The sequence below is a fragment of the Paraburkholderia hospita genome, from assembly GCF_002902965.1.
Lineage (GTDB): Bacteria > Pseudomonadota > Gammaproteobacteria > Burkholderiales > Burkholderiaceae > Paraburkholderia > Paraburkholderia hospita.
Genome location: NZ_CP026107.1, coordinates 82404 through 108864 on the forward strand (window position 1 = coordinate 82404; position 26461 = coordinate 108864).

Below are 26461 nucleotides of genomic sequence, written 5' to 3' on the forward strand. Positions count from 1 at the left end.
CTTGAATGCGGCGTCCGGCAGGGTTCTACGGCGGACGCTGTTAATCCAGCGGGTGGAAGGGGCAGCCTGTTGGCCGTCTAGACATGGCTGTTGCCAAAATCTGTTCGAATACCTTTTGACATGAATCCCGATTGGTATCGCCGTGATGAGGGGTGTATTCTTGTTTGAGGCTATGCGCCGCCCTTCATTACGCCCCCCAACGTTATGGCTACCGATCCGATGTCCGGCACCCGGCAAGGGATTCTGGACCAGCTCCTCGAACACAAGAACGGTATGACGGTCGATGAAATCATCGCGGCAGTCGGCATCAGCAGGACCGCGGTCAATCAGCATTTGATTGCGCTGGAACGCCGCAATTTCATTCAGAAGGGTTCGCCGCGAAAAACCGGGGGACGACCGGTTCAGACCTACATCCTGACTCAGGAGGGGACGAACCAGTTCCCTAAACAGTATTCATGGTTTTCGGCCCTGCTGGTGTCCACGCTTCGCAGCGAGCTGGGTCCCGAGCGACTCGATCGCTATATGTTCGATCTGGGCATGAAGACCTCGGCAAGCCTGATCCCGCGATTGGTGGGGAAGACGCGTTCCGAGCGGATCACGGAGACAGTCGCGATCATGAACGAAGCGGGCTTTCGCGCCGCGGAAATCGATCCGGAAGGCGGGTCGAAGCTGCCGCGGGTGGAATGCACGAATTGCGTGTATCACGACCTCACGAAGGATTACCCTGAAGTTTGCCGCTTCGATATCGGTTTCTTGTCGGGTCTGATGGGTACGGAGGTCGAGCACCAGACCTGCATGCAACGCGGCAGCGATACCTGCCGGTTTCGCTTCAAGCCGTTTGCCTAGCATCTCTTCCGGTCGCAACCGGTCGTCACGTCTTTGCCGTTGATCTCCACGCCTGCCTGATGGCTTGGGCTCGCACCAAATCATGCGCTCGCATGCCTGCTTTTCGCGCCGCAGACGCCCCGCCAGATGAGGTACGCGCGGACCGAAAACAAATTTGTAACAGTCCAGGCTTTCGACACTTTTGACAATTGATGACGTCAAAAGCCCTGCCTATGCTGATGTCACCGACCCACTCCGAGTCGCGCAGCAACCCATTGTTGCCTGCGGTTCTTCAAGGAGGCGCCAGATGACAATTGATTTCACGATGTCGGCCCATCAGAAAGCGGTGCAGATGAAGGCACGCAAATTTTCTGAATCTGTTCTAGCGTCAATGATTCCCGACGCCGACCGGGAACTCGATCTGATCAGCGCATTTGTCAGGCGCAAGCCTGCGTACATCGAAGCGTATCGTCAGGGTATTGCCACTGCGATGCTGCCTTCGGCATACGGCGGCGCGGGCCTGTCCTGTCTGGACTTCACGATCGCTACCGAGGAGATCTCCGCAATCGATCCGGGCTTTGCCTGCACGGTGCTGTGTAACGGACTCGGATTGATGCCGATCGTCTGGTATGGAGACGAAGCGCAAAAGCGTCGATTTGTAGGCGCCGCCACCTCGGATTCCGACGAGCAATATCTCGCCGCGTGGACGGCGGCCGAACCGCCTGCCGCGACGCGTGCTGCAACAAGCTTCGACAACCCACTGACGGCCGCCGGCATCGGACTGACGGCGACGCTTCGCGGCGATCACTATGTCCTGAATGGCCGGAAAAAATGGTCATCGGCTGCGGGATGGGATGGCCGGGGGTCGAACTCACAGATCGTCATCGCACGCACGGGCGGGGAGATTGGCTGCATGAGAGGGCTTTCGGCAATCGTCGTGGAGCGCGGCACGGCCGGCGTGAGCTGCGGTTTCCCGGCGCACAAGGCTTATCGAACCTCAACGGACGCGCTCATTGAATTCGACAACGCAGCCGTACCCGCCGAAAACCTGCTTCGCGGGACTGAAAGCAGGGGCGATCTGGTCGTCAACCGGAATTTCGCGTGGTTCGGTCCTGTGGCGGCGATTGCGGCTGCTGGCGTTGCACGCTCAGCCTATGAAGTGGCGCTGCGATTTTCGAAGCGATATTCGGGCCGCGCACTTCCACCCATCAGGCAATTCGAGCATGTGGGCTATGTGCTGGGTGAGGTCGCAGCGAAGATTGAATCTGCCCGCTATTTCGCGTGGCGTGCCGCGGACTATCTGGACAAGCACGATCATCACGCGGAAATTTTCGGTGCGATGTGCAAGATCAATGTTACGGAAACGATGTTCGATTGCGTATTCAAATGCATGCAGATCGTCGGCGTGCATAACGTCGACAACCGATACAGCTTCAATAGAAATCTGCACGATGCCGCGTTATTGCCGATCTTCGATGGCGGCAACATGGCCATGCAGCGGAGCCGGGTGAAAGGTGTCCTCGCGGATGAAAGCTTCAACCCACGCGCGGCCATGGACGACGAGTCCATCTATTTTCAGAAGCCCATGGCAGCAACCGGCTAGGTCGCACTTGCAGTTGTTGCGCACACACGGAAATGATGCAGTTTGCTGTCTACCAACCCAGCGCACTATGCTTCGATGAAATGTGGCGGCGCGACGCGCCGATTGGCAACCTGAAAAATTTCGAGTTCCTGCCATGTCGATCGATTTCACCTTGACTGCCGCGCAACAAAAGTTGCAGCGAAACGCCCGCGAATTCTCGTTGGAAATTCTCCAGCCTTTGGTCAAGAAAGCGGACGAAGAGCGGGACACGCAAAAAGCCTTCGTATTGATGAAGGGCGCTTACCTCGAGTGTTACAAGCTTGGCTTTGCTACCGGTTTCCTGCCCCGCGAATATGGAGGCGGAGGCATCAGCAATCTGGATCTGCAGATCGTCGCCGAGGAGATAACGGCAGTCGATCCCGGCTTCGCAACCGTGCTGCTCGTGAACGGTCTCGCCCTCATGCCGCTTGTCTGGTTCGGCTCGGAAGCTCAAAAGAAAAAGTGGCTCGTACAGGCAACGAGCGATCCGCGCGGCGAGTACATCGCCGGATGGACCGTGAGCGAGCCGGTCGATGAGACCGGGGGGACGGCGAACTTCGATCATCCCGGCGCGCGTCCGGCAGGTATCGGACTTGTCGCGACGCATGACAAGGCGCGGGGAGAGTATGTGCTGAACGGCAAGAAGTATTGGCCGTGCAACGCAGGAGGATGGGACTTGATGGGCGCGGACGTGAACGTGTGCATCGTCCGCACCGACCCTGAAAAGGGCGGGCAAAAAGGACTGAGCGCGATCATCGTTCCTAGAGGAACGGCGGGTGTCAGTTATGGTGAACCGATCTCCAAGCTAGGTCATCGCTTGTGTCAAAACAATGCAATCACCTTCACTGACTGCCGCGTTCCCGAAGAAAACATCTTCGCCGTTGGCGATGGGGATCTCGTCATCAGCAAGGCATTCACATGGTCGGGACCGGTTGCCGCCATCGCGGCCGTCGGCGTCGCACGATCGGCCTATGAGTTCGCGTTGCAATGGTCGAAGACGCGCAGCGCCGGTGGCGGCATGCCGATGATCCACCACCAGGCGGTCGGCTACATGCTTGCGGATATCGCGATGAAAATCGAAGCGTGTCGCGCGTTCTCGTGGAAATCCGCGCACTACATGGATCTGTTCGATTCCGACGGACATGCCGTCGGCGCGATGGCGAAGGTCTTTTGCGGAGAGACACTGTTCACCACGGTCTTTCGGGCGCTTCAGGTGATGGGTGTCAACGCGCTCGACAAGCAGCATCCGATGGAAAAATTCCTGCGCGAAGCCGCTGTCTTTCCCTTGTATGACGCGGGGAATATCGGCATGCAGATGCGCAAGATCTGGGGCGTCATGCTCGATGAGAAGTTTGATCCGCGGGCGATCGCGGATTCGCGCCGCATGGAGTTTCAGAAATCGATGGAAAGCGCGGGCGCTCTGGTGCAACCGCAGCGCGACGTGAAGGCCCGATAGGATTCGTGCCCAATCGGGGCATTCCCGGTATCGAAATGATATAGATACGGATTCACGAGTTAGCTCCCGCGGCGGCTTGATATACGTGAAAGCGTTTTATCTGGCCGCGCTATTCTACGGTGATTTGCCGCTCTCTTAAGGCGCGTTGAAATATCGAATTGAAATGTTTAAATCGCCGGGCGCTTGTTGTGTGGTGAATCGTTAAATACGTAAAATGAAAGCGAATGACAATTGAAAGAATATTCTGATTCACGCGTGTTAAATCACGATTCGGCATAATTCCCCGTGCCGAGACCGGGTCAGGTCACGCAGATGCGAAGAGGAGCGGTAATTCACGGTGACAAAGACCGGCTCAAGTTCCCGGTCGATGAGCCGTAATTCGTATCAGGGCCTCACGGTCTTCGCGAGAGCCTTGGCTAATTCCTTTCTGCACGCTTAACGTGACTGCCTGGCAATATGTTCGAAAAAATTACGATCCGTGCCCGCCTTGCGCTGGCGATGAGTTTTCTCGGTGTTCTCCTGATCGCGGGGGGAGCGATGGGTATCGTCGGTGTGAATATGACAAACGGCGACCTCAAGAACCTGTATTCCGATCAACTTTCTTCATCCCGCAAGCTCAGTGAAGCGAGTGTCGCGCTGGCAAGATCGCGGCTTTGGCTGTTCCGCATCGCGCTCAATCCCGATGTCCCTGACGTAGAGAAGTTCGCGCAGAACGCGCGAGACCAGTTGGAGAACTCGCGCAAGGCGTGGGACGCCTATCGCAAGCTGCCTTTCGCCGACGACGCCGAAGCGAGCCAGGCTAACGAACTGAACGGCAAGCTTCAGAACCTCGTGACAAACGGCTACGAGCCGATCTTCCAGGCCATCGCGACGCGTGACGGCGCGAGCATCAAGAGCGCCGTGCAGAATTCGTCCTCGGCGCTCTATCAGGATGTGACGGGCGGCATCGACACGCTGCAGAAGAAGCAGGCTTCCGTCGCCGCCACGACCTACGAACGGGCGCAAGCGCGCTTCGACTGGTTTGTGACGATTGCCGTCGCGGGCGTCGCCTTCGCGCTGATCGCCGCTGCGCTCGCATGGCGTTCGTTGCAACGCGCGATCGGCGGGCCGCTGCAGGAAGCGCTTGCTCACTTCAAGGCGATTGCAAGCGGCGACCTGACCGCGCGCGTCGAAGTCCGCTCCCATGACGAAATGGGCCAGTTGATGAGTGGCCTTCAGGCAATGCAGCGCAAGCTCGTTGAAATGATCGGCACGGTCAGGGAGGGCGCAAGCGCCATCGACACGGCCGCGCAGGAGATCGCGGCGGGCAACACGGATCTGTCGCAACGCACCGAGGAACAGGCCGCGTCGCTCGAAGAGACGGCTTCGAGCATGGAGCAGTTGACGGCCACCGTGCGGCAAAACGCCGACAACGCGAAGCGTGCCACGCAGCTCGCGGGCACGGCGTCCGACACGGCGCAGCGCGGCGGCGAAGTGGTCGGCCGCGTAGTCGAGACGATGCAGGGGATTTCGTCCAGTTCGTCGCGCATGAACGAGATCATTGGCACGATCGAAAGCATCGCTTTCCAGACCAACATTCTCGCGCTCAATGCAGCCGTCGAAGCGGCGCGCGCAGGCGACCAGGGCCGCGGCTTCGCCGTCGTCGCGTCGGAGGTCCGCACGCTCGCGCAGCGGGTTGCGACGGCCGCCGGCGAGATTCGCGGCTTGATCGGCGAAGCGACGTCGCGCGTCGATACAGGCGCGACGCTCGTGCGGGACGCGGGCGGCACGATCGACGCGATCATTCGCGACGTCGCGCGCGTCAACGACATCCTGCGGGAAATCTCGTCGGCGTCCGAGGAACAGAGCACGGGCATCGGCCAGGTCAACACCGCGGTCAATCAGATGGATCAGGTCACGCAGCAGAACGCGGCGCTTGTCGAACAGGCTTCGGCGGCTGCGCAATCGATGGCCCATCAGGCACGCGGACTCAGCGACGCCGTGTCGATCTTCAGGGTCGGTGCAACGGCCTAAGTCTGATCTTCGGGCGGTGATGGACGCCGCCCACCCATCGCGTGACGGGACTTGCTCCCGTCAGTCATCTGGCCTCGGCGGGAATGCCGAGGCCTGTCTGCATCCGCTCGCAGCGTCGCCTTTTGTATCGCGACACGCGACATGTACCTCTTTCCCGCCACGAGAAGCATAGCTGGTATGCACTGCCTGCAATGAGCAGGCACGACTGCAACCGCATAATCCCTGGACGCCAACTCGCGTGCCTCGCGTGATTCCAGCACGGAATCCAGCCGCGACGGCATCTCGACAAAGACCGACAGCGACAACAACGACAGGCCTCTGCCTGATGGAGATAAGCCACATGCAACCGTGGTACAGCACCATGGCGCCAGCCCAGCGCCGCACCTTCTGGGCGTGTTTTCTCGGTTGGGTTCTCGATGCCATGGACGTGCAGTTCTTCGCGTTCGTGATCCCCACGTTGTTGACGGCCTGGGGCATGACGAAGGCGCAGGCGGGCGTGATCGGCACGTCGGCGCTGGTGTCGTCGGCGATCGGCGGCGTGATTGCGGGCGTGCTGGCCGACCGGATCGGTCGCGTCGCCGTGCTCAAGCTGGCAATCTTGTGGTTCTCCCTCTTCACGGGCCTGTCCGCGTTCACCAACAGCTTTCATGAACTGCTGATCACGCGCAGCCTGCAAGGGCTCGGCTTCGGCGGCGAATGGGCGGCGGGCGCGATCCTCATCGGCGAAGTCGTCGACAAGCGCATTCGCGGACGCGCGGTGGGCACGGTTCAAAGCGGCTGGCCCGTGGGCTATGCGCTTGCCGCGCTCGCGTACTGGAGCCTGTTCGGTCTGCTGCCCGAACATATGGCGTGGCGCGTGATGTTCCTGATCGGTCTGCTGCCGGGTCTGCTGGTGTTGTGGATGCGTCGTAACATCGACGAATCGGAAGCCTTCCAGGCTGCCGCGACCTTCCGCAAGAACAGCAATTCGTTCGGTACTTTCGCGCGCATCTTCGCGCCGAACGTGCTGTCGCGCACGTTGCTCGCTTCGCTGATGGCGGCGGGCGCGCTCGGCGGCAACTACACGATCCTCACGTGGCTCGTCACGTATCTCCGCGAGACGCAAAGCCTGACGGTCAATCTCACGACGCTCTATCTCGGCGTCAACATCTTCGGCTCGTTCTGCGGCTACATCGGCATGGCCTATCTGAGCGACGCGATCGGACGACGCTGGACCTTCGCGCTGTCCGCACTCGGCGCGGCGCTCACGGTGCTGGCCTACACGCGGCTGCAACTGCCCATGACGACGCTGCTGATCCTCGGCTTCCCGCTGGGTCTGTTCCAGTCGGGCATCGTCTCAGGCATGGGCGCCTGTTTCACTGAACTCTTCCCCGCGGAGATCCGCGCGTCGGCGGGCGGGTTTTCGTACAACTTTGGGCGCGGCATCGGATCGCTCGTCCCGGCAGCCGTCGGCATCACGAGCGCCTCATTGGGCCTCGCCAAGTCGATCGGCATATGGGCTGCCCTGTCGTACGTGCTCGTTCTGATCGTCGCCGTGTTCCTTCCGGAAACCCGCAATATGGAGCTTGAATCTCATGTCTGACCATGGACAGACGCGCAACGGCGGCCGCATTCTCGTCGACGCGCTCGCCAGCAATGGCGTCGATACCGTCTACTGCGTACCGGGCGAAAGCTATCTCGCCGTCCTCGACGCGCTGCACGACGCGCACGGCATTCGCACCATCACGACGCGTCACGAAGGCGCGGCGTCCAACATGGCCGACGCGTACGGCAAGCTGACGGGCCGCCCCGGCATCTGCTTCGTGACGCGCGGGCCGGGCGCGACGCATGCCGCTAACGGCGTGCACACTGCCAGCGAGGACTCGACGCCGATGATTCTTTTCATCGGCCAGGTCGAACAGAGTTTCATGGGTCGCGGCGCGTTTCAGGAAGTCGATTACCGCCAGATGTTCGGCGGCATCGCGAAGTGGGTGACGGAGATCGACAGCATCGAGCGCATTCCCGAAATCATGGCGAAGGCGTTCAGCATTGCGATGTCGGGCCGTCCGGGCCCCGTGGTGATCGCGCTGCCCGAGGACGTGCTGTTCGGCTCGGCAACCGTCGCGGATGCGCCCGTGGCGCGTGTCGTTCAGGCCGCGCCTTCCGTTGCTGCGCTTGGCGAATTGCGCGCGCTGCTGGAACGCGCGTCGCGTCCGCTCGTGATCGTCGGCGGCACCGGCTGGGATGCCGACGCGACGGCCGCATTCAGGCGCTTCATCGTCGCGAACCATCTGCCCGTCGCGGCATCGTTCCGCCGCCAGGACCTGTTCGACAACCGCGATCCGCATTACGTCGGCCAGTTGGGACTTGGCGTGTCGCCGAAGCTCGCGGAACGCGCGCGCGCTGCGGATCTGCTGATCGTCGTCGGCTCGCGGCTGGCGGAAACGACATCGTCGGGCTACACGGTGTTCGAAAGCCCGACGCCAAAGCAGACGATGATTCACGTGCATCCCGATCCGCAGGAGCTTGGCCGCGTCTATCAGGCGCGTCTGCCTATCAACGCTGGTCTGCGCGAGTTCGCGCTGGCCCTCGACGGCATCGCGCCGGTCGCTTCGCAAGCCTGGCAACAGTGGACGACGGACGCGCGCGCCGACTACGTCGCCCATTCGACGCCGCCCGCGCCATCGGCGGAAATCGCGGGTGTGGATCTCGCGCAGGTCGTCGGTCACCTGAGCGAAGTGTTGCCCGACGACGCCGTCATCGCGAACGGTGCGGGTAACTATACGGTCTGGGTGCATCGCTACTATCGCTACCGCCAGCCCGCTACGGAACTGGCGCCGACCAACGGCGCGATGGGCTATGGTTTCCCTGCTGCGATCGCTGCATCGCTGCGTGACCCGAAGCGTAGCGTCGTCTGCTTCGCGGGCGATGGCTGCTTCATGATGTATCCGCAGGAACTGGCGACGGCAGTGCAGTTCGGTGCGCCGCTCATTGTCATCGTCGTGAACAATGGGATGCTCGGCACGATCCGCATGCATCAGGAGCGCGAATATCCAGGCCGGGTTTCGGCAACATGGCTTGAGAATCCCGATTTCATCGCGTTCGCGAAGTCGTTCGGCGCTCACGCGGAACGCGTCGAACGCACTGAGGACTTCGCTGCCGCGTTCGAACGCGCGCAGAAGGCGGGCGTCGCGGCGCTGATCGAACTCGTCACCGATCCCCGGCAGATCACACCGACCAACCGCCTGAACGCAGCATGAGGCCGACGATGGAAATCCGTGGCGAATTGATCATCGGTCAGCACGCATTCAAGGCGCGCGGCGGCGACGTGTACGCGATTGCGGCGGCCTCGGGCGAGCGCCTCAAGCCCGCGTTCGGCGCGGCGACTAGCGACGACGTCGAACGCGCCTGTACGCTGGCCGAAGAGGCGTTCGATGCGTATCGGCAATTGCCCGACGAACAGCGCGCGCAGTTCCTCGATGCCATCGCGCAAGCGATCGTCGATCTCGGCGCGGTGCTGACGGAGCGCGCCCATCTGGAAACGGGCTTGCCGCTGCCGCGTCTCGAAGGCGAGCGCATGCGGACCGTCGGTCAGCTGAAGCTGTTCGCGAGCCTCGTGCGGGACGGCCGCTGGCACGGCGCTGTGATCGATGCGGCGCAACCGGAGCGCACGCCGCAGCCGCGGCCCGATCTGCGTCTGCGGCGCATCGGGCTTGGCCCGGTGGCCGTGTTTGGCGCGAGCAACTTTCCGCTGGCATTCTCGGTTGCGGGCGGCGACACGGCTTCGGCGCTGGCTGCCGGTTGTCCCGTCGTCGTGAAGGCGCATCCGTCGCATCTGGGCACGTCGGAACTGGTCGCGCGCGCGATTGCAAAGGCCGCGCTCGACACGGGCATGCCCGAGGGCGTGTTCTCGATGGTGCTCGGCGACGGCATCGCGATCGGCGAAGCGCTGGTGCGTCATCCCGCGATCCAGGCTGTTGGCTTCACGGGCTCGCGGCAGGGCGGCCTCGCCTTGCAACGGATCGCGCAGAGCCGCCGCGAGCCGATTCCCGTCTACGCGGAAATGAGCAGCATCAATCCTGTCGTGCTTCTGCCCGCGGCGCTCGGAGCGCGCGGCGCTGCCATCGCACGCGATTTCGTCGACTCGCTGACGCTCGGCGCGGGACAGTTCTGCACGAATCCTGGTCTTGTTGTCGCGATCGAAGGCCCCGCGTTCGACGCGTTTTGCGCAGCGGCTGTCGAAGCGCTGATCGCGAAGCCGGCGACGACGATGCTGTCGCCGGGCATTCATGGTGCGTACTGTCGTGGCGTCGAGCGTCTGGCGACGCGCAGCGGCGTTGCAAAACTCGCGGCGGGCAAGCCGGCGAGCGGCGCTTACGAGGCCGTCGCTGCGTTGCTGCGCACGGACGCAGAAAGCTTCCTCGCCGATGAATCGCTCGAAGACGAAGTGTTTGGTCCGAGTTCGCTCGTGATTGCGTGCCGCGACTTCGACGAGTTGCATCGTGTGCTGCGGCGCTTGTCCGGGCAATTGACAGCGACGGTGCAACTCGACGACGACGACCACGCGCTCGCGCGCAAGCTGCTGCCCACACTCGAACGCAAGGCCGGGCGCGTGCTGTTCAACGGCTTCCCGACAGGCGTCGAGGTCAGTTATGCGATGGTGCATGGCGGACCATTCCCGTCGACGTCGGACAGCCGTACGACATCGGTTGGCGCATCGGCAATCGACCGGTTCCTGCGGCCCGTGTGCTATCAGGCCGTGCCGGATACGCTGTTGCCCGAAGCGCTGCAGGCGGACAATCCGCATGGGATCTGGAGGCTGGTGGACGGTCAACTGGTGCGCGACCAGGCTCAGTGACGACGGGCAGGGCGCCGGCACGCGTTGCCGGCGCAACGATGCACGATCACGCTCGCCGGGCGGGCCAATCACGCGCAGCCGTTTTACGCATTGCTGGCCGGATGCAACGTCGTGTTCGGCCAGCTGCCGTCGGCGGAAAGATCGGCAGCGAGATCGCGGATCATCTGCGCGACATGCCAGACGCCCTCCGGCATCACGCGGTTCTGCGGCCAGGCAAGCGCGACTTCGCGCTGCACCTCAGGGTCCGTTAGCGGGAAGCACCGCACGCGTCCGGACGCCACCTCTTCGACCACGGCAGCCGCTGGCAACACAGTCGAACCGCACTGCTCGATCACGAGACGCTTGGTGATCGAGATGGAGCCATCGCATTCGAGCGCGATGTTGGGCGTGAACCCGTGTCGTGCCGCCAGCGATTCCACCAGTACGCGCAAGCCGTGATGCGTGCTAGGCAAGATTAGCGGCACGCCAGCGAGCCCGCTGACGGCAAAAGGACCGTCCGGCAGCGACGATGCGGCTGGTGTCACGAGGCACACCTGTTCCGACAGCAGCGTATCGAACTGGCTCGCGCCCGGATGCTCGGGCACGTACATGACGGCGAGATCGACATCGCCGTCGTTGAGCCAGCCGAGGATATGCGTCGCCAGTCCTTCGACGAAGCGAATCCGCGTGCCGGGATAGCGCGCTTTCAGCCGATGCCCGAGCCTGCCGAACATGATGCGAGCGATGGTGGGCTGTGCGGCGATGGAGAGTGTCGCGGGCCCGCGCTTGCCGCTGTCCTGCATCGCGATGCGCGCTTCGTCGAGCGTTTTCTCCATGGCGAGCGCATAGCCGAGCAACTGTTCGCCGTGTTCAGTCAGCCCCACGCCGCGGCCGCTGCGACGAAACAGGCGCACGCCGAGTTCGGCCTCGAGTATGCCGATGCGGCGGCTGACGGTCGACTGGTTGGCGCCGAGATCCATCGCGGTGCGCGAGATGCTGCCCGTTTTTGCGACGCGCGCGAACAGCTCGAGATCGTCTGAGTTCATGGCTTCGTGTGATGAGGGTCGACGGCAAACCGTTCGGCGGTGAACGGTTGAAAGGTGCGGCGCGCTTGATTGTAATCAGTCGCGGCGGCGCGCGGCCGTTATCCGTCACATCCGGTATCAACAGGAACGAATCCATGCACCGCGTCGACGTGCAGGCGCGGAGGCGCGGCCGGATAAACCGGCCACGCGTCCTCTCTACACCATGCCTATTCAGCGGCGATGACGCCTGCATCTTCGCAGACGTAGCCCAGTGCTTCAGCGACCTCAGGACAGGTCACCTTGCCGAACGCCACATTCAGGCCGCGCCGCAGATGCTCGTCGTCGGTGAGCGCCTTGCGCCACCCTTTGTCTGCGATCGACAGGACAAAGGGCAGTGTCGCGTTGTTCAGCGCATAAGTGGATGTGTGGGGCACGCCACCCGGCATGTTCGCGACGCAGTAGTGAACGACATCGTCGACCAGATACGTCGGCTCCGCATGCGTGGTCGGCTTCGCGGTTTCGCAGCAACCTCCCTGGTCGATCGCGACGTCGACGATGACGGAGCCCGCGCGCATCTTCTCGACCATCTTGCGCGTGACGAGCTTGGGTGCAGCAGCGCCCGGCACGAGTACGCCGCCGATCACGAGGTCGGCATCGAGCACGTGCTGCTCGATATTGTCCTGATTCGAATACACGGTGATCACTCGTGCGCCCAGCAGCCGGTCCATGCGCCGCAGCGCATCGACGTTGCGGTCGATCACCACCACCTGTGCGCCCGTGCCGACGGCCATCTGCGCAGCATTGCTGCCGACCACACCCGCGCCGAGGATCACGATTTTCGCTGAGGGCACACCCGCCACGCCGCCAAGCAGGATGCCCCTGCCGCCGTGCGCGCGTTCCAGACAGAAAGCGCCCGCCTGGATCGACATGCGGCCCGCAACTTCCGACATCGGCGCAAGCAGCGGCAATCCCCCGCCGCGCTGTGTCACGGTCTCGTAGGCGATACAGACCGCGTTGCTCTTCACGAGATCGGCGCATTGTTCCGGATCGGGCGCGAGGTGCAGATAAGTGAAGAGAATTTGCCCTTCACGCAGCATCGCGCGCTCTCGCGGTTGCGGCTCCTTGACCTTGACGATCATGTCGGCTGCCGAAAATATCGCCTTGGCATTCAGCGCCACTTGCGCGCCAGCCGTACGGTATGCGTCGTCGGACGCGCCGATACCCGCGCCCGCTCCCGTTTCGACGCTCACCGTGTGTCCGTGCGCGACGATCTCACGTACCGACGACGGCGTGAGACCGACGCGATACTCGTGATTCTTGATCTCCTTTGGAACGCCTATGTGCATATTTGCCTCCTATATGGAACTGCGTGCCAGCCATGCAGACGCGTCAATCCTCAGATGTTCACCACGGCAGCGAATAGGTTTTGGTATTGGTGAAGCTCTTCATCGCCTCCTGCACGCCTTCCTTATAGCCTAGGCCGGAATCCTTTACGCCGCCGAAGGGTGTGAGTTCGAGGCGGTAGCCGGGCACCTCGCGCACGTTGACGCTGCCCACCTCGAGTTCCGAAATGAAACGTGTGATGTAGTCGAAGCGGTTCGTGCAGATCGACGAGGACAGTGCATAGTCCGTGCTGTTCGACATGCGGATCGCTTCGTCGATGTTGCCAAAGCGCATGATCGGCGACACGGGGCCGAAGGTTTCGTGTTTGACGAGCGGCATATCCGGCGTCACGCGATCGACCACAGTGGGCGCATAGAGCGCGCCGTCGCGCCGGTTGCCCGCCAGCAGGCGCGCGCCGCGTGCGAGTGCATCGTCGACCTGGCGCTCGCAGAAGCGCGCGGCGGCTTCGTCGATCACGGTGCCCATATCGACCGATGCGTCGGCGGGATTGCCGTATTTCCACGCACGCGTCTTGTCGACGACGAGGTCAGTGAAGCGATCTGCAACGGCTTCATGAACCAGCATCCGCTTGATGGCGGTGCAGCGCTGCCCTGAGTTCTTGTAAGAGCCCGAAACGGCGAGCGTGCTGGCTTCGTCCAGATCGGCATCCTCCATCACGATGATGGGATCGTTGCCGCCCAGTTCGAGCACCGCCCGCCGATAACCCATGCGCGACGCGATCGACTTGCCGATCGACACGCCACCCGTGAAGGTGATCAGATCGATTGCGGGATTCGTGATCAGTTCGTCCGCGATCACGGCCGGGTCGCCCGTCACTACCTGAAGCATCTGCACGGGCAGGCCCGCTTCGTAAAGGATGTCGGCCAGCAGGTAGCACGACAAAGGCACTTTCTCCGACGGCTTCACGACGATGCGATTGTTGGTCGCAATCGACGGCACGATCTTGTGCGCGACCTGGTTCATCGGATGATTGAACGGCGTGATGGCCGAGATCACACCCAGCAGCGGATCGCGCTGCGTGTAGACACGCCGCTTCTTGCCGTGCGGCGTTAGATCGCACGAGAAGATCTGGCCGTCGTCCTTCATCACCTCGCCTGCGCCGAACACGAGCACGTCGGCGACACGTCCTGCTTCGTACGTCGAATCCTTCATGCACAAACCGGCTTCTGCCGTGATGACGGCAGCAATCTCTTGCGTGCGCGCCCGTACCGCATCCGCCGCGCGCCGCAGGATCGCGGCACGCTCGTAACGCGTGAGCGTGGGGCGATAGGCGCGCGCGACGGCGAATGCGCGGCGCACGTCTTCCAGCGTCGCCTTCGGCACCGTGCCGACCAGTGCGCCGTCATACGGGCTGCGCACTTCGATGACTTCATCGCGCCAGATCTTCTCGCCATCGATCCGCAACGCTTCGTGCCGAATCTGCGCCTGTGCTTTCGTCGTGTCTGCAATAGCGTTCATGAACGTGTCCTCGTCACTGGAGATGGTTGAGTGCGATATCGATGACGTCGAAGTTGCGCAGCCGCGCGCGTTGCGCGGCGGACTTCGCGACGGGCTGACTGAAGATCAGCGGCACGCTCTGCTCGGCGAGGCCGCCGTGCGAGCGCAGCGGCGCATCGAGCCTCGACAGGTCGTGCCGGATGCGTTGCGTGCCGAGCACGACGTCGCGCCTGGAAATCACGATCAGGTCGCCCATCCGCGCGGGCGGCAACTCGAACCGCGCGCAGCCTTCTTCGCTGGTCAGCACGAGTTCGATGCCGGGTTCGGCCGCGAGCTTGCTGCGCAATGCATCGATATCCGCCGATTCGGGCAGGTACACCGTCGCAAACGAACCGAGCGCGCCGTGATGCACGACGTAGGGATCGGTGATGGGCAGGATCACGCGCGCCTGGTCCTTGCCGAGCCATTCGTCGAAGCGCTCCTGCAGATAGATCACGTTCGGCTCGCCGTCTTCGTTGTGTTTCGCGTTCATGCCGTGGTCGGCCGTGATCGCGACGATGGCGCCCAGCTCGTCGAGCCGTTGCAGATAGCCGTCCATCATCTGATAGAAGGCGTTCGCGCCGGGCGTGCCGGGCGCGCATTTGTGCTGGACGTAATCGGTGGTCGACAGGTACATCAGATCGATCTCGCGTGTTTCCAGCAGACGCACGCCTGCTGCGAACACGAACTCCGACAGCTCGGCGCTATAGACGCTCGGCACCGGCTTGCCGACGAGTTCGAGCACGGCGTCGATGCCGTTTTCTTCGAGCGACGCCTCATCCGCTTTCTCCGATGAAAAGCAGATTCCCTTCAGGCCCTTGCCGAGCAGGCGGCGCAGCTTGTCCTTCGCGGTGACGACGGCAACCTTCGCTCCCGCCTCCGCGAAACGCGCGAGCACGGTTGGCGCGACGAGGTACTTCGGATCGTTCATCAGCACCTCGGTGCCAGTCTCGCGATCGAAAAAGTAATTGCCGCTGATGCCGTGCACGGCGGGCGGCACGCCCGTCACGATCGACAGGTTGTTCGGGTTCGTGAAGCTCGGCACCACACAGTCGCCCTTGAGCGCGGTGGCCGGCTTCAACAGCTTGCCGATGAAGGGCGCGACGCCCGCAGCGGCGGCCATCTCCAGATATTCGTAGGCGCAGCCGTCCACACAGACCACGACGACGGGCCTGCGCATCCAGTTGTAGCGGCGGCCGTTCACTTCGACGGATGCAGGGGATGTGCTCATTCGCTTCTCCTTTGACCAGGGTAATCCGGGAATTGATGATGTGGCGTTGTGTGGCATTGTGCGGCAATACTTGACATTAAAATTGACACTTTGTAGATTGTCAACAACAGACAACAACAAAGAAGTCTCCTCGGGGCCGCAGTAGTCGATGCCGCATGTCGCAGTTCTGGCCGTTTCCGTCGCTGGCCGCGACGCCACTCATCAAGGGGTCTGGAAATGAAGGAAGGAGCGGGATTCAACGGTTGCAAGGGATTTCTGAAGGTGGCGGCGCGCTGTGTGATGGCGGCGTCGGTGATGTTCGGCGCTGCCCAGGCCGCACAGGCGAAGACGCAATTGCTGGTCTACACCGCGCTCGAAGACGAGGCGATGAAGCCGTACAAGGACGCCTTCGAGAAGGCGAACCCCGACATCGAGATCCGCTGGGTGCGCGATTCCACGGGCGCGGTCACGGCCAAGCTGCTCGCAGAAAAGAGCAACCCGCGCGCCGACGTCGTGCTTGGACTTGCCGCATCGAGCCTCACGCTGCTCGACCTGCAAGGCATGCTGATGCCGTATCAGCCGAAGGACTTCGACGCCCTGACGCGCAAATACAGCGACAGCAACACGCCGCCGCATTGGGTCGGCATGGACGTGTGGGGCGCGACCATCTGCTACAACCGCGTCGAAGCGGAAAAGCGCCATTTGCCGAAGCCGACCTCGTGGGAAGACCTCGCCAAGCCTGTCTACAAAGGGATGATCGTGATGCCGAGCCCGGTGTCGTCGGGCACGGGCTATCTCGATGTCACGTCGTGGCTGCAAACCTTCGGCGACGAGAAAGGCTGGCAGTACATGGACGCGCTCGACAAGAACGTCGCGCAATACGTGCACTCCGGCTCGAAGCCTTGCACGCTCGCGGGCACGGGCGAATTTCCGATCGGCATCTCATTCGAATTCCGTGGTCATGAATTGCAGGCGCAAGGCGCGCCCATCGACCTGATCTTTCCGAAAGAGGGACTCGGCTGGGACATGGAAGCGACGGGCGTCATGAAGACGACGAAGCATCCCGAAGAAGCGAAGAAACTCGCCGACTTCATGGCCAGCCGTCAGGCGAACGAAATCACCGCGCAATGGTGGGCGATCGTGGCCTATCCGGGTGTCGCAAAGAAACTGTCGGGCATTCCCGACAACTATCCGCAATTGCTCGTGAAGAACGATTTCGTCTGGTCCGCGAAGAACCGCCAGTCGATTCTCGAAGACTGGCAGAAACGCTACGGCAGCAAGGAGCAGAAGTAGCGACGGGTCTCGCGTGAAGCGCGCGCGACGCGTGCGCTTCGATCGGGGCGGGTAGCGCCTGCGCGTTGCTCGCGCTGCCGCGATGCGGAAGAGAAGCGAAGTCGGAGGATCAGATGACAGCGTATTTGAGCGTGGAGCAGGTTTCCAAGCGGTTCAACGAGACGACCGTTCTGAACGATATCCATCTCGGCGTGAAGAAGGGCGAGATGCTGTGTTTCCTGGGGCCGTCGGGGTGCGGCAAGACGACCTTGCTGCGCATTATCGCCGGGCTCGAAACGCAGAGCGCGGGGCGCATCATGCAGGACGGCCGTGATATCTCGCGCTTGCCGCCGCAGTTGCGCGACTACGGCATCGTGTTCCAGTCGTACGCGCTGTTTCCGAATCTGACGATCTTCGACAACGTGGCGTATGGCCTCGTGAATCGCAAGATGAAGCGCGCGGCGATCGCGGAGCGCGTGCACGAACTGCTTGCGCTGGTGGGCTTGCCGGATTCGCATCGCAAGCATCCGAACCAGTTGTCGGGCGGCCAGCAGCAGCGCATTGCGCTCGCCCGCGCGCTGGCGACGTCGCCGGGCTTGCTGTTGCTCGACGAGCCGCTATCGGCGCTCGATGCGCGCGTGCGTGTGCGCCTGCGCCAGGAGATCCGCCAGCTGCAGCAACGGCTCGGCGTCACGACGATCATGGTCACGCACGACCAGGAAGAAGCGCTGTCGATGGCGGATCGCATCGTCGTGATGAATCATGGCGTGATCGAGCAGATCGGCTCGCCGCACGAGATCTATCGCGAGCCCGCGTCGCCGTTCGTTGCGGATTTCATCGGCAAGGTCAACATGATTCCCGCCGAAGTGATGCGCGACGGCACGCTGAAGGCGGGCGAGATCGGGCTGCACTACGGCTGCGGAAGCGCGCAGCCCGCGCCGGGTTCGCAGGTCTCGGCTTTCGTGCGTCCGGAAGACATCCATATCAGCCTGCCCGGCAGCGCGCCCGACAACCTGCTCGCAGCGCGGGTGGAAAAGCTCGAGTTTCTCGGCGCGTTCTGCCGCGTCAGTTTCAAGGTCGAAGGACTCGCGGGGCAGGAGATCGTCGCCGACCTGTCGTTCCACGAGATGCGCCGTACGGGCCTGCAAACGGGCGCGCGTTTCGACCTTGCCATTCAACGCGAAAGCGTCTGCGTGTTCACGGCCGCGAAGGAGCGTCTGCAATGAGCGCCGTCCTGATCGAACGCCGTAGCGGCGAAGAAGCGCACGCCGAAGTGCGGCAAATCACGCATTGGCATGACAGGATTGGACAGCTTGCGCTGTTGCTGATGTCCGCGATGCTCGCCATGTTTCTGCTGATGCCGCTGGCGCTCGTGATCGGCAAATGCTTCGTCGATGCGGACGGCAGGTTTATTGGGCTCGCGAACTTCAGCGGCTATCTGGCCAACTCTGCCGTCTGGACGTCGGCGCTGCATTCGGTGGCCGTCGCGTGCACGGTGACGTCGATCGTCATTCCGATGGCGTTCACGTTCGCCTACGCGCTCACGCGTTCATGCATGCCGATGAAGAACGCAGTCCGCACAGTGGCCTTGCTGCCGCTGCTCGCACCCACGTTGCTGTCGGCGGTGTCGTTCATCTACTGGTTCGGCAATTCGGGGCTTCTGAAGCCGTTGTTGCATGGACATTCGATCTACGGTTTCTCCGGCATCGTGTGCAGTCTCGTCTACGCGGCGTTTCCGCATGTGCTGATGATTCTCGTCACGGCGTTGTCGCTCTCGGATGGCCGCCTGTATGAAGCCGCCGATGCAATGGGTACGAGCCGTCTGCGCAAGTTCGTGACGATCACGCTGCCGGGCGCGAAGTACGGCCTCATCAGCGCGACGATGGTGTCGTTCACGATCTGCATCAACGACTTCGGGGTTCCCGTTGTGATCGGCGGGCCGTACACGGTGCTGTCCACGGATATCTACAAGCTCATCATCGGCTTGCAGGACTTCAATCGCAGCGCCGTGGTCAGCTTGCTTCTGCTGTGTCCCGCACTGGTTGCATTCGCCGTCGACTACTTCATTCGCCGCAAGCAGCAGTCGCAACTCGGCGCGCGTTCGACGCCGTTCCAGCCGAAGCCGTCGCGCGGCTTCGATACGGCGATGCTCGCTTACTGCGGGATCGTCTGTCTGCTGATGATCGCCGTGGTCGGCATTTCGGTGTTCGCATCGTTCGTTAAGTTCTGGCCGTATCAGATGAGCCTCGGCTTGCAGCACTACAAGATGGGCCTGATCGCCGCCGGCATTTTCGATGCGTACAAGAACAGCCTGCAGATGGCGGCATGCGTGGCGCTCGGCGGCACGGCCATCGTGTTCGGCGGCGCGTATCTCGTCGAGAAGACGCGCGGGCCGCGCTGGCTGCGCGGTTTCATCAACCTCTGCGCGATCCTGCCGATGGGCGTGCCGGGGCTCGTGCTCGGCATCAGCTACATCTTTCTGTTCAATGCGCCCGCCAATCCGCTCAACGGTCTGTACGGCACGCTCGCGCTGCTCGCCATAGTGACGGTGGTCCACTACTACTCGTCGAGCCACCTGACGGCAGTGACCGCGCTGCGGCAGATCGACAACGAATTCGAGGCTGTGTCCGCTTCGCTGAAAGTGCCTTTCTACAAGACGTTCTGGCGCGTCACCGTGCCCGTATGTCTGCCTTCGATCCTGCAGATCGCACGCTATCTGTTCGTCAACGGCATGACGACGGTATCGGCTGTCGCGTTCCTCTATTCGCCCGACACGCAGCCCGCGTCGGTCGCGATCCTGAACCTCGACGACGCAGGTCAGATCGGACCGGCCGCCGCGATGGCGACGCTCGTCCTCGTTACCGCTGCATTTGCGTGTCTGCTGTTTGCCGCCGTTTCGCACGGCGTGTTGCGTCGAACCCAGGCATGGCGCACCACGCGCCGTGGCTGAAACGAACCTTTCATCGTGTCCATCAAGGAGATGCCGTGAATCTGCCCCGTCAACCGATTTTGCTCACTCCCGGTCCGCTCACCACGTCCGACCGCACGCGCGACGCCATGCTGCGCGACTGGGGATCGTGGGATGGCGACTTCAACCAGATCACCGCGCGGATTCGCCGCGAGACGCTGCGCATCGTGCATGGCGAAGACACACACGAGTGCGTGCCCTTGCAAGGCAGCGGCACGTTCTCGGTCGAAGCGGCCATCGGCACGCTCGTTCCGCGCGACGGCCATGTGCTGGTGCCGAACAACGGCGCGTATTGTCAGCGGCTCGTGAAGATCTGCCGCGCGCTCGGGCGGCGTCATCAGAGCATCGACTACGCGGAAGACACGCAGGTCAAACCGGCCGATATCGATCGCGCGCTCGCGGTGGACCCGAGCATCACGCATGTCGCGCTGGTCCATTGCGAAACGGGCGCGGGCGTGCTCAATCCGCTGCATGAGATCGCGATGGTGGTGGCGAAGCACGGGCGCAGCCTGATCGTCGACGCGATGAGTTCGTTCGGCGCGATCGATATCGACGCACGCCAGACGCCGTTCGATGCCGTCGTCGCCGCGTCAGGCAAGTGCCTGGAAGGCGTGCCGGGAATGGGGTTCGTGATCGCCCGGCGCAGCACGCTCGAACGCTGTGAAGGCAACAGTCATTCGCTCGCGATGGATCTCTACGATCAATGGGCGTACATGAACCGCACGACGCAATGGCGCTTCACGCCGCCGACGCATGTCGTTGCAGCGCTCGATCAGGCCATCGCGCAGTACATCGAGGAGGGCGGCCTCGAAGCGCGGGGCGCACGTTATGCGCGCAACTGCCGCGCGCTGATCGAAGGGATGGCGGAACTGGGGTTCAGGCCGTTTCTCGACCCGTCGATTCAGGCGCCGATCATCGTGACGTTCCATGCACCCGACGATCCCGCCTACGACTTCAAAACCTTCTATCAGGAGGTGAAGAAGCGCGGCTATATCCTCTATCCCGGCAAGCTGACGGAGATCGAAACGTTCCGCGTCGGGTGCATCGGGCATTTTGGCGAGGCAGGTATTCCCGGCGCGGTTGCGGCAATCGCGGACACGCTGAAGGCAATGGGGATTGCGCAAGTGTCGCCGAAAGCACTTGCGTGACTTGACTGATCGCTTCGAAGACTTCGCGTGGTCTCGCGCGTTCTCATAGGCGCGAGGTCTTCGGAGCATCGGCGCGGGTTCCGGCAAACCTATTCTGCGAGCAAACATGCGACCCTTCTGGATCGAACAGGCGCTTTTCTCCGATGGCGAATTGTCACCTGCCTTGCAAGGCGCGACCACGGCGGACGTGTGTATCGTCGGTGGCGGCTATACGGGACTGTGGACAGCCATTCAGACGAAGCTGCAAAAGCCCGACATCGATATCGTGATCGTCGAAAGCGATCTTTGCGGCGCGGGTGCGAGCGGCCGCAACGGCGGCTGCATGTTGACGTGGTCCACGAAGTTCTTCACATTGCGGCGCCTGTTTGGCGAAGCGGAAGCACTGCGGCTGGTCAAGGCATCCGAAGAAGCCGTTCATCGCATCCGCGATTTCTGCGCGGCGCATCGTATCGATGCCGAACTGCGCATGGACGGCACGCTCTATACGGCGACATCGCGCGCGCAGATGGGCGCGCTGGACCCCGTCATCGCCGCGCTGCGCGATCACGGCATCCATTCGTATCATGACGTTTCACCCGATGAGGTGGCGCGCCGCTCCGGCTCGGCGCGCAATCTGGGCGGCGTGTTTTCTCCTACGGCGGCGACGGTGCATCCGGGCAAACTCGTGCGCGGCTTGCGGCGGGTCGCGCTCGAGATGGGCATACGGATCTACGAGCGCACGCCGATGCTCGACTTTTCAGACGGTGAACGTGTGACAGTACGCACGCCGTCGGGAAGCGTAACGGCCGGCAAGCTCGTGCTCGCGATCAATGCGTGGATGGCGAGCCGCTTCAGGCAATTCGAACGCACGCTCGCAATCGTGTCCAGTGACATGATCGTCACGGAGAAGTGCCCCGAACTGCTGGCGCGCAGCGGCCTGACGGATGGCGTGTCGGTGCTCGACTCGCGCATCTTCGTCTACTACTACCGCAGCACGCCTGACGGGCGGTTGATGCTGGGCAAGGGCGGCAACACGTTCGCATGGCGCGGCCGGATTGCGCCCGTATTCGATCAGCGCTCGCCGTATGAAGCCGAGTTGACACGCGGTTTGCACGCGTTCTTTCCCGCGTTGCGCGAGGTGCCCGTGACAGCGAGCTGGAACGGTCCTTCGGATCGTTCGGTGACGGGCTTTCCGTTCTTCGGCAGGCTCGACGACTCACCCAATGTGTTCTATGGATTCGGCTATTCAGGCAACGGCGTGGGGCCGACTTACATGGGCGGACAGATTCTGTCTTCGCTGTTGCTGGGACTCGATAACGCGTGGACACGCAGCCCGTTGACGCGCGGCCCATTGGGTCACTTTCCGCCGGAGCCGGTAAGGTATGTCGGTTCGATCACCGTGCGCAACGCGATTCGGCGCAAGGAGCGCGCCGAGGACGAGGACCGGCAGCCTTGGCTGGTCGACCGGTGGCTGAGCCGGTTTGCGAGCGCGGCGGGTAAATCGGACAAGGCGTAGTAGGGTGTAGTCTCTACGCCTCTGCGACGGATGCCCCATTAGAGCTTGCTGCCTCGATCCAGCGCTCATGCGCGCGCCGCATCCTGGCGATACCGTGCGCGACATGCTCGCGCACGAGCGCGACCGCGCGGTCTTCATCGCCGCTTGCGAGCGCGTTGACGATCTTCTCGTGCTCGGCGACGGATTCGCTCAACGCGCTTTGATCCGTTTCGATCGCCGCCTGGCGCAACAAGCCGAGTTGCAGCACGAGCTGGCGATACGTCGCGATGAGATGCTGATTGCCGACGCCTTCGACCATCGCACCGTGCAACTGGACATTCAGCTCCGTGTAGCGCGCGAGATCGCGTGTTTTCTTCGCCGTTTTCATCGCCGTGATGATGCCTTTCAACGTGGCGAGCGTGTCTGGCCGCATGTGATTCGCGAGCTTCCGCGCGACCGATTCGTCGAGCATCGCGCGCACTTCATAAATCTCTTCCGCTTCCCGCAGCGACACGACACGTACGATCACGCCACGGTTCTTTTCCGTTTTCAGCAGCCCGGACGCCTCCAGCGCGCGGAACGCTTCGCGCACGGGGCCACGCGAAACGCCCAGACGCGTGGCGATTTCGACTTCATTGAGCTTTTCGCCGGGCGCGAACTCGCCCGACAGGATGCTGCGGTGAAGACTTTCCTGCACGAGCATCGCGAGGGATTGTCGACGCAGGAGTTCAAAGGCATCGGGCAGGTTGTTGTTGTCGGTCATGGAGATCGATCCCGGAGTGTCAGCGGTCACATAGCATCTGCGCAAACATTGCGGTGCGTTTTGTTTATTGTCAACAGTAACCGTTGGGGAAGACCTTCAGGCTGTCTGCATCAGCACCATCGGTACGAGTCCGCCAACCGGCGTCAACGAATCGTGCATCGCATCCACCGTGCCGTCGCCGCCGCTCGTTGTTACGGTGGCATAGAGCGCCGAGGTCACCACGCCGAACGGGTCTCCTTGCCTTCCATATTGCCGCCCTGGACGACGACACTGTGCGCGGCACTGGCGTCCGTTGCAGGGCTATGCATGATGCTGTCAACGCGCCGCGCGACCCTGAATGTGAGCGGTGTATGACGGGTCAGAAGGGGCCTGCAAGTTCCGGATTCAGTTCGATGTGCAGCACGACGAGCCAGCGATTTGGACAGCTGTCGGCGATCTTCAGCACGTCTTGGTCATCGCTGGTATGCGGCGCGCCGATGTAGCCCTTGTCCAATGCGTCACGCCACGCACGCCGGGCATCCGCCTGCAGCCAGTAGCCGACGAGCCCACATGTCACGCAGCTGAAGAGCAGCGTGTGAAGCATCGTCAGGCCGGGATTGACCTGCTGCGCAACATATACAAAGGCGGTGGTCATTACCTGGTTCGCCGCGATGGTCACGAGCACGAGCTTTAGCCAGCCGCGCGCACGCATCGCCGCCTTCAGGCGAGCTTCCTCCTGCGGGTCTTTGTGCCCGGAACGATCGTTCCGCCGAGGTGGTTCCTGCATATCGTTGTGATTCACGCTGCAAAGCGGACGTAGCGAGCGCTGGGCAGCGCAATCTGATGTGTCCATGCTGCGAGTGTCCGTGCGACGACGGGCGCCTTACTGAGTATCGCGCTTTCATAGACCTTTCCGGCGAAGCGCACGGCATCGACAATGCGGAACCCCTGCCCACGATAGAAGGCAACGAGATGTGAAGCTGGATAGGGCGTGTCGAGGGCGATTTCCGAGTAGCCGCGTGTCGCCGCCCAGTGCTCGGCGAACGCCAGCAGTGATTTGCCGATGCCGCGGTTTTGCCACGATGGGTCGATGGCCAACTGGCGGATCGTGGCCACATTGCGCCGATGATAATGTTCACAGGCCGATTCGTTGTCGGGCGCATACAGCGTCATGGTGCCGATCACCTTGCCCTCGCTGACCACCACGAAGCAGTCGCCAGCTTTGGCCCGCCGCATCGTGACAGCCACATCCTGATCAACACAGGTGCAGTTCAGCCCCATCATGCCGAGACGCGCAAACGCGTGGTGCAGCATCGTCGTGAGCTGCTCGTACGAGTCGCGCGACGGATCGAAGCGCCTTAGCAGGATGTTGCGAATGCTCGGTCTGACGTGGTCGACAGGGGCATGTTTTGCGGCTGTGGCACGGCGTTTCGACATGGCATCGCTCCGAAATTCATGAGTTATCCAAAGTCTAGGGTTGGCATCTGCGTGTCTCAAGAAAAAATGTCGTAAAGACTTGCGCGGCTTGCCGTTTATCTTCCTTATGCACGCTCCCTCTCCGGATTTACACCGTTTTTACTCGCGCCGTCCTATACCTTTATACGAACCTGCCACGCGACAGCGAAGGCGCCTGATGCCCGTCACCCGCACGGGGAAGGAAACGATATCCAGGCGATGTTCTTCGACATGTGGAGACAGGATCAACCCGATGTCGCCGTGCAGGACGTGCCCGGCGATTTCGTCACGACGTCCGGCTCGGGCCTGGATCCGCATTTCACGCCGGCGAACGCGATGTATCAGCTCGATCGCGTCGCGGCAGCGTGGGCGAAGGACACGAAACGCGACCCTGGTGCCGTGCGCGCGGAAATCGGCGCATTATTGCGTGATAACGCGCACGCACCGTTCGGCGGGCTCGCCGGCGCTCCGTTCGTCAATGTGCTAGAGGTGAACCTCGATTTGCGCCGCCGCTATGGACCGCCTGCATAACCGCTGCTGAAACCCGGAGCGAAACGGGAACGCATGCATCAAGGGACAACATGAAACACGCCCTGCCAGACCTGAAAGCCCTCTTCGGCCTGAGGCACGCCGCACCGCATCGCGCTGCACAGCCCGCCACGGGCCGCGATGTCGTTATGCGCATCACACTCGATGCGCAGCATGCGACGCCGTTGCGCCAGGCGCTGATCCGCGATTGCGCCGGGCAGTCGTGGACGATTCGCATGACGCCGCTGCACGGAACGGATCGCGTGCGGTTGATGCTCTACTTGCCGAGGTCGGCATTGAAGGACGCGATGCAGCGCGTGACGCGTTTCGCGCCGACTGCCGAAATTGGGCAGTTGCTGGAGGTGCCGGACGCGCCCACCGACGCGTGGAGCAAGCTCATGCATGATGCAGAGCCGCCGCTTGCCGATGCGTATGGGAGGCACAAGGACCAGGCCACGGGCGAAGACACGATCGCTCATCTGCTCACCGAGGACCACGTTCTGCTCGATCTGGCGGTTGCCAATCGCGAAGCGCTTTTCGCACACCTGGCGCAATTCATCGAACAACACTACGGGTTGGAGGCAGCCTCCGTCACGGCCGGGCTGGCTGCGCGCGAAGCATTGGGTTCGACGGCGCTTGGCCAGGGGGTTGCCGTGCCTCATGGCCACGTCAAGGGGATTCACGGCGCCGTCGCGCTGTACGTGCGCCCGATCATGCCGATTCCATTCGATGCGCCGGACGGAAGACCCGTGACCGACCTGGTCGTGCTGTTCGTCCCGGAGTGGGCGAACATGACGCACCTTCACCTGCTGGCCGAGGTGGCGGAACGATTTTGCGATCAACGGTTTCGCGAGCGGCTTCACGCCTGCGCAGACCCCCACGCCGTATGCGAGCTTTTTGCCGATTTCGAGGTGCAAGATGCTGCGGAGCGTGGCGTAACGGGTGCAGCGCGGGCGACAGATCATCGACTGTAGTGAAACCGTTTCGGCCGTGCGCGATTGCGAATGGTCTCGAGGAAGTCACGCAAG

General features: G+C 62.4%; 21 protein-coding genes and 1 pseudogene. 14 read left to right on the top strand and 8 right to left on the bottom strand.

Annotation, left to right across the window (positions count from 1 at the left end; translation table 11 throughout):
• The first annotated feature begins 204 nt into the window (after positions 1–204).
• The 7 genes from C2L64_RS33530 to C2L64_RS33560 all read left to right on the top strand — a co-directional run bounded on the left by C2L64_RS33530 (position 205) and on the right by C2L64_RS33560 (position 10752).
• Positions 205–846 (top strand): helix-turn-helix transcriptional regulator, encoded by a 642-nt coding sequence (locus C2L64_RS33530; protein WP_039900799.1) that lies wholly within the window; start codon positions 205–207, stop codon positions 844–846.
• Positions 847–1132: 286 nt separating this feature from the next.
• Entirely contained in the window at positions 1133–2428 is a 1296-nt protein-coding gene (locus C2L64_RS33535) for an acyl-CoA dehydrogenase family protein (RefSeq protein ID WP_007584178.1), read from the top strand.
• A gap of 82 nt (positions 2429–2510) precedes the next feature.
• Entirely contained in the window at positions 2511–3902 is a 1392-nt protein-coding gene (locus C2L64_RS33540) for an acyl-CoA dehydrogenase family protein (RefSeq protein WP_236674318.1), read from the top strand.
• A 456-nt stretch (positions 3903–4358) separates the two neighbouring features.
• Positions 4359–5915 (top strand): methyl-accepting chemotaxis protein, encoded by a 1557-nt coding sequence (locus tag C2L64_RS55910; protein ID WP_007584180.1) that lies wholly within the window; start codon positions 4359–4361, stop codon positions 5913–5915.
• 340 nt (positions 5916–6255) lie between these two features.
• Positions 6256–7497 (top strand): MFS transporter, encoded by a 1242-nt coding sequence (locus tag C2L64_RS33550; protein WP_007584181.1) that lies wholly within the window; start codon positions 6256–6258, stop codon positions 7495–7497.
• Positions 7490–9154 carry a thiamine pyrophosphate-binding protein gene (locus C2L64_RS33555; RefSeq protein WP_007584182.1) on the top strand — a complete coding sequence of 555 codons (1665 nt, stop codon included), beginning with the start codon at positions 7490–7492 and terminating at the stop codon, positions 9152–9154. The genes C2L64_RS33550 and C2L64_RS33555 overlap by 8 nt, the downstream gene beginning before the upstream one ends.
• Positions 9155–9162: 8 nt before the next feature.
• Complete coding sequence (locus tag C2L64_RS33560; protein ID WP_007584183.1) at positions 9163–10752, top strand: aldehyde dehydrogenase (NADP(+)); 1590 nt, start codon at positions 9163–9165, stop codon at positions 10750–10752.
• Between the two features lie 83 nt (positions 10753–10835).
• Here C2L64_RS33560 and C2L64_RS33565 read toward each other — a convergent pair whose 3' ends face one another.
• The 4 genes from C2L64_RS33565 to phnA form a co-directional block, all read right to left on the bottom strand.
• Complete coding sequence (locus tag C2L64_RS33565) at positions 10836–11777, bottom strand: LysR family transcriptional regulator (protein ID WP_007584189.1); 942 nt, start codon at positions 11775–11777, stop codon at positions 10836–10838.
• 206 nt (positions 11778–11983) lie between these two features.
• On the bottom strand, positions 11984–13102 hold the full coding sequence (gene ald, locus C2L64_RS33570; RefSeq protein ID WP_007584191.1) for an alanine dehydrogenase: 1119 nt from the start codon (positions 13100–13102) through the stop codon (positions 11984–11986).
• Between the two features lie 58 nt (positions 13103–13160).
• A complete protein-coding gene (gene phnY, locus C2L64_RS33575) occupies positions 13161–14618 on the bottom strand; it encodes a phosphonoacetaldehyde dehydrogenase (RefSeq protein WP_007584193.1) in 1458 nt (485 codons plus the stop codon).
• A 13-nt stretch (positions 14619–14631) separates the two neighbouring features.
• A complete protein-coding gene (gene phnA / locus C2L64_RS33580) occupies positions 14632–15867 on the bottom strand; it encodes a phosphonoacetate hydrolase (RefSeq protein WP_007584200.1) in 1236 nt (411 codons plus the stop codon).
• A 279-nt stretch (positions 15868–16146) separates the two neighbouring features.
• On the opposite strand from phnA, the gene C2L64_RS33585 reads away from it, so the two are divergent.
• The 5 genes from C2L64_RS33585 (at position 16147) to C2L64_RS33605 (ending at position 22729) form a co-directional block, all read left to right on the top strand.
• Complete coding sequence (locus C2L64_RS33585; protein WP_407671916.1) at positions 16147–17139, top strand: putative 2-aminoethylphosphonate ABC transporter substrate-binding protein; 993 nt, start codon at positions 16147–16149, stop codon at positions 17137–17139.
• A 113-nt stretch (positions 17140–17252) separates the two neighbouring features.
• The gene (locus C2L64_RS33590) at positions 17253–18344 is read left to right on the top strand and encodes a putative 2-aminoethylphosphonate ABC transporter ATP-binding protein (RefSeq protein ID WP_007584206.1); all 1092 of its coding nucleotides are present in this window, start codon (positions 17253–17255) and stop codon (positions 18342–18344) included.
• Positions 18341–20068, top strand: coding sequence for a putative 2-aminoethylphosphonate ABC transporter permease subunit (locus tag C2L64_RS33595; protein ID WP_007584208.1), 1728 nt, complete (start codon positions 18341–18343; stop codon positions 20066–20068). The genes C2L64_RS33590 and C2L64_RS33595 overlap by 4 nt, the downstream gene beginning before the upstream one ends.
• Positions 20069–20103: 35 nt before the next feature.
• Positions 20104–21234 (top strand): 2-aminoethylphosphonate--pyruvate transaminase, encoded by a 1131-nt coding sequence (locus tag C2L64_RS33600; protein ID WP_007584210.1) that lies wholly within the window; start codon positions 20104–20106, stop codon positions 21232–21234.
• A gap of 106 nt (positions 21235–21340) precedes the next feature.
• Positions 21341–22729: an FAD-dependent oxidoreductase gene (locus C2L64_RS33605; protein WP_007584212.1), complete on the top strand. Its 1389-nt coding sequence runs from the start codon at positions 21341–21343 to the stop codon at positions 22727–22729.
• Positions 22730–22742: 13 nt separating this feature from the next.
• On the opposite strand, the gene C2L64_RS33610 is transcribed toward C2L64_RS33605, so the two are convergent.
• The 4 genes and pseudogenes from C2L64_RS33610 to C2L64_RS33620 form a co-directional block, all read right to left on the bottom strand.
• A complete protein-coding gene (locus C2L64_RS33610; protein ID WP_007584213.1) occupies positions 22743–23471 on the bottom strand; it encodes a phosphonate utilization associated transcriptional regulator in 729 nt (242 codons plus the stop codon).
• A 105-nt stretch (positions 23472–23576) separates the two neighbouring features.
• Positions 23577–23734, bottom strand: a pseudogene (locus C2L64_RS53505) (potassium-transporting ATPase subunit KdpA); the annotation flags it as partial.
• 95 nt (positions 23735–23829) lie between these two features.
• The gene (locus C2L64_RS33615) at positions 23830–24237 is read right to left on the bottom strand and encodes a hypothetical protein (RefSeq protein WP_063717351.1); all 408 of its coding nucleotides are present in this window, start codon (positions 24235–24237) and stop codon (positions 23830–23832) included.
• An 11-nt stretch (positions 24238–24248) separates the two neighbouring features.
• The gene (locus tag C2L64_RS33620; protein WP_007584216.1) at positions 24249–24887 is read right to left on the bottom strand and encodes a GNAT family N-acetyltransferase; all 639 of its coding nucleotides are present in this window, start codon (positions 24885–24887) and stop codon (positions 24249–24251) included.
• Positions 24888–25124: 237 nt separating this feature from the next.
• Between C2L64_RS33620 and C2L64_RS33625 the strand changes: the two genes are divergently transcribed.
• Positions 25125–25436, top strand: a complete 312-nt coding sequence (locus C2L64_RS33625) for a potassium-transporting ATPase subunit C (protein WP_007584217.1) — start codon at positions 25125–25127, stop codon at positions 25434–25436.
• Positions 25437–25486: 50 nt separating this feature from the next.
• Positions 25487–26407 carry a PTS sugar transporter subunit IIA gene (locus tag C2L64_RS33630; protein WP_007584218.1) on the top strand — a complete coding sequence of 307 codons (921 nt, stop codon included), beginning with the start codon at positions 25487–25489 and terminating at the stop codon, positions 26405–26407.
• Positions 26408–26461 lie beyond the last annotated feature (54 nt).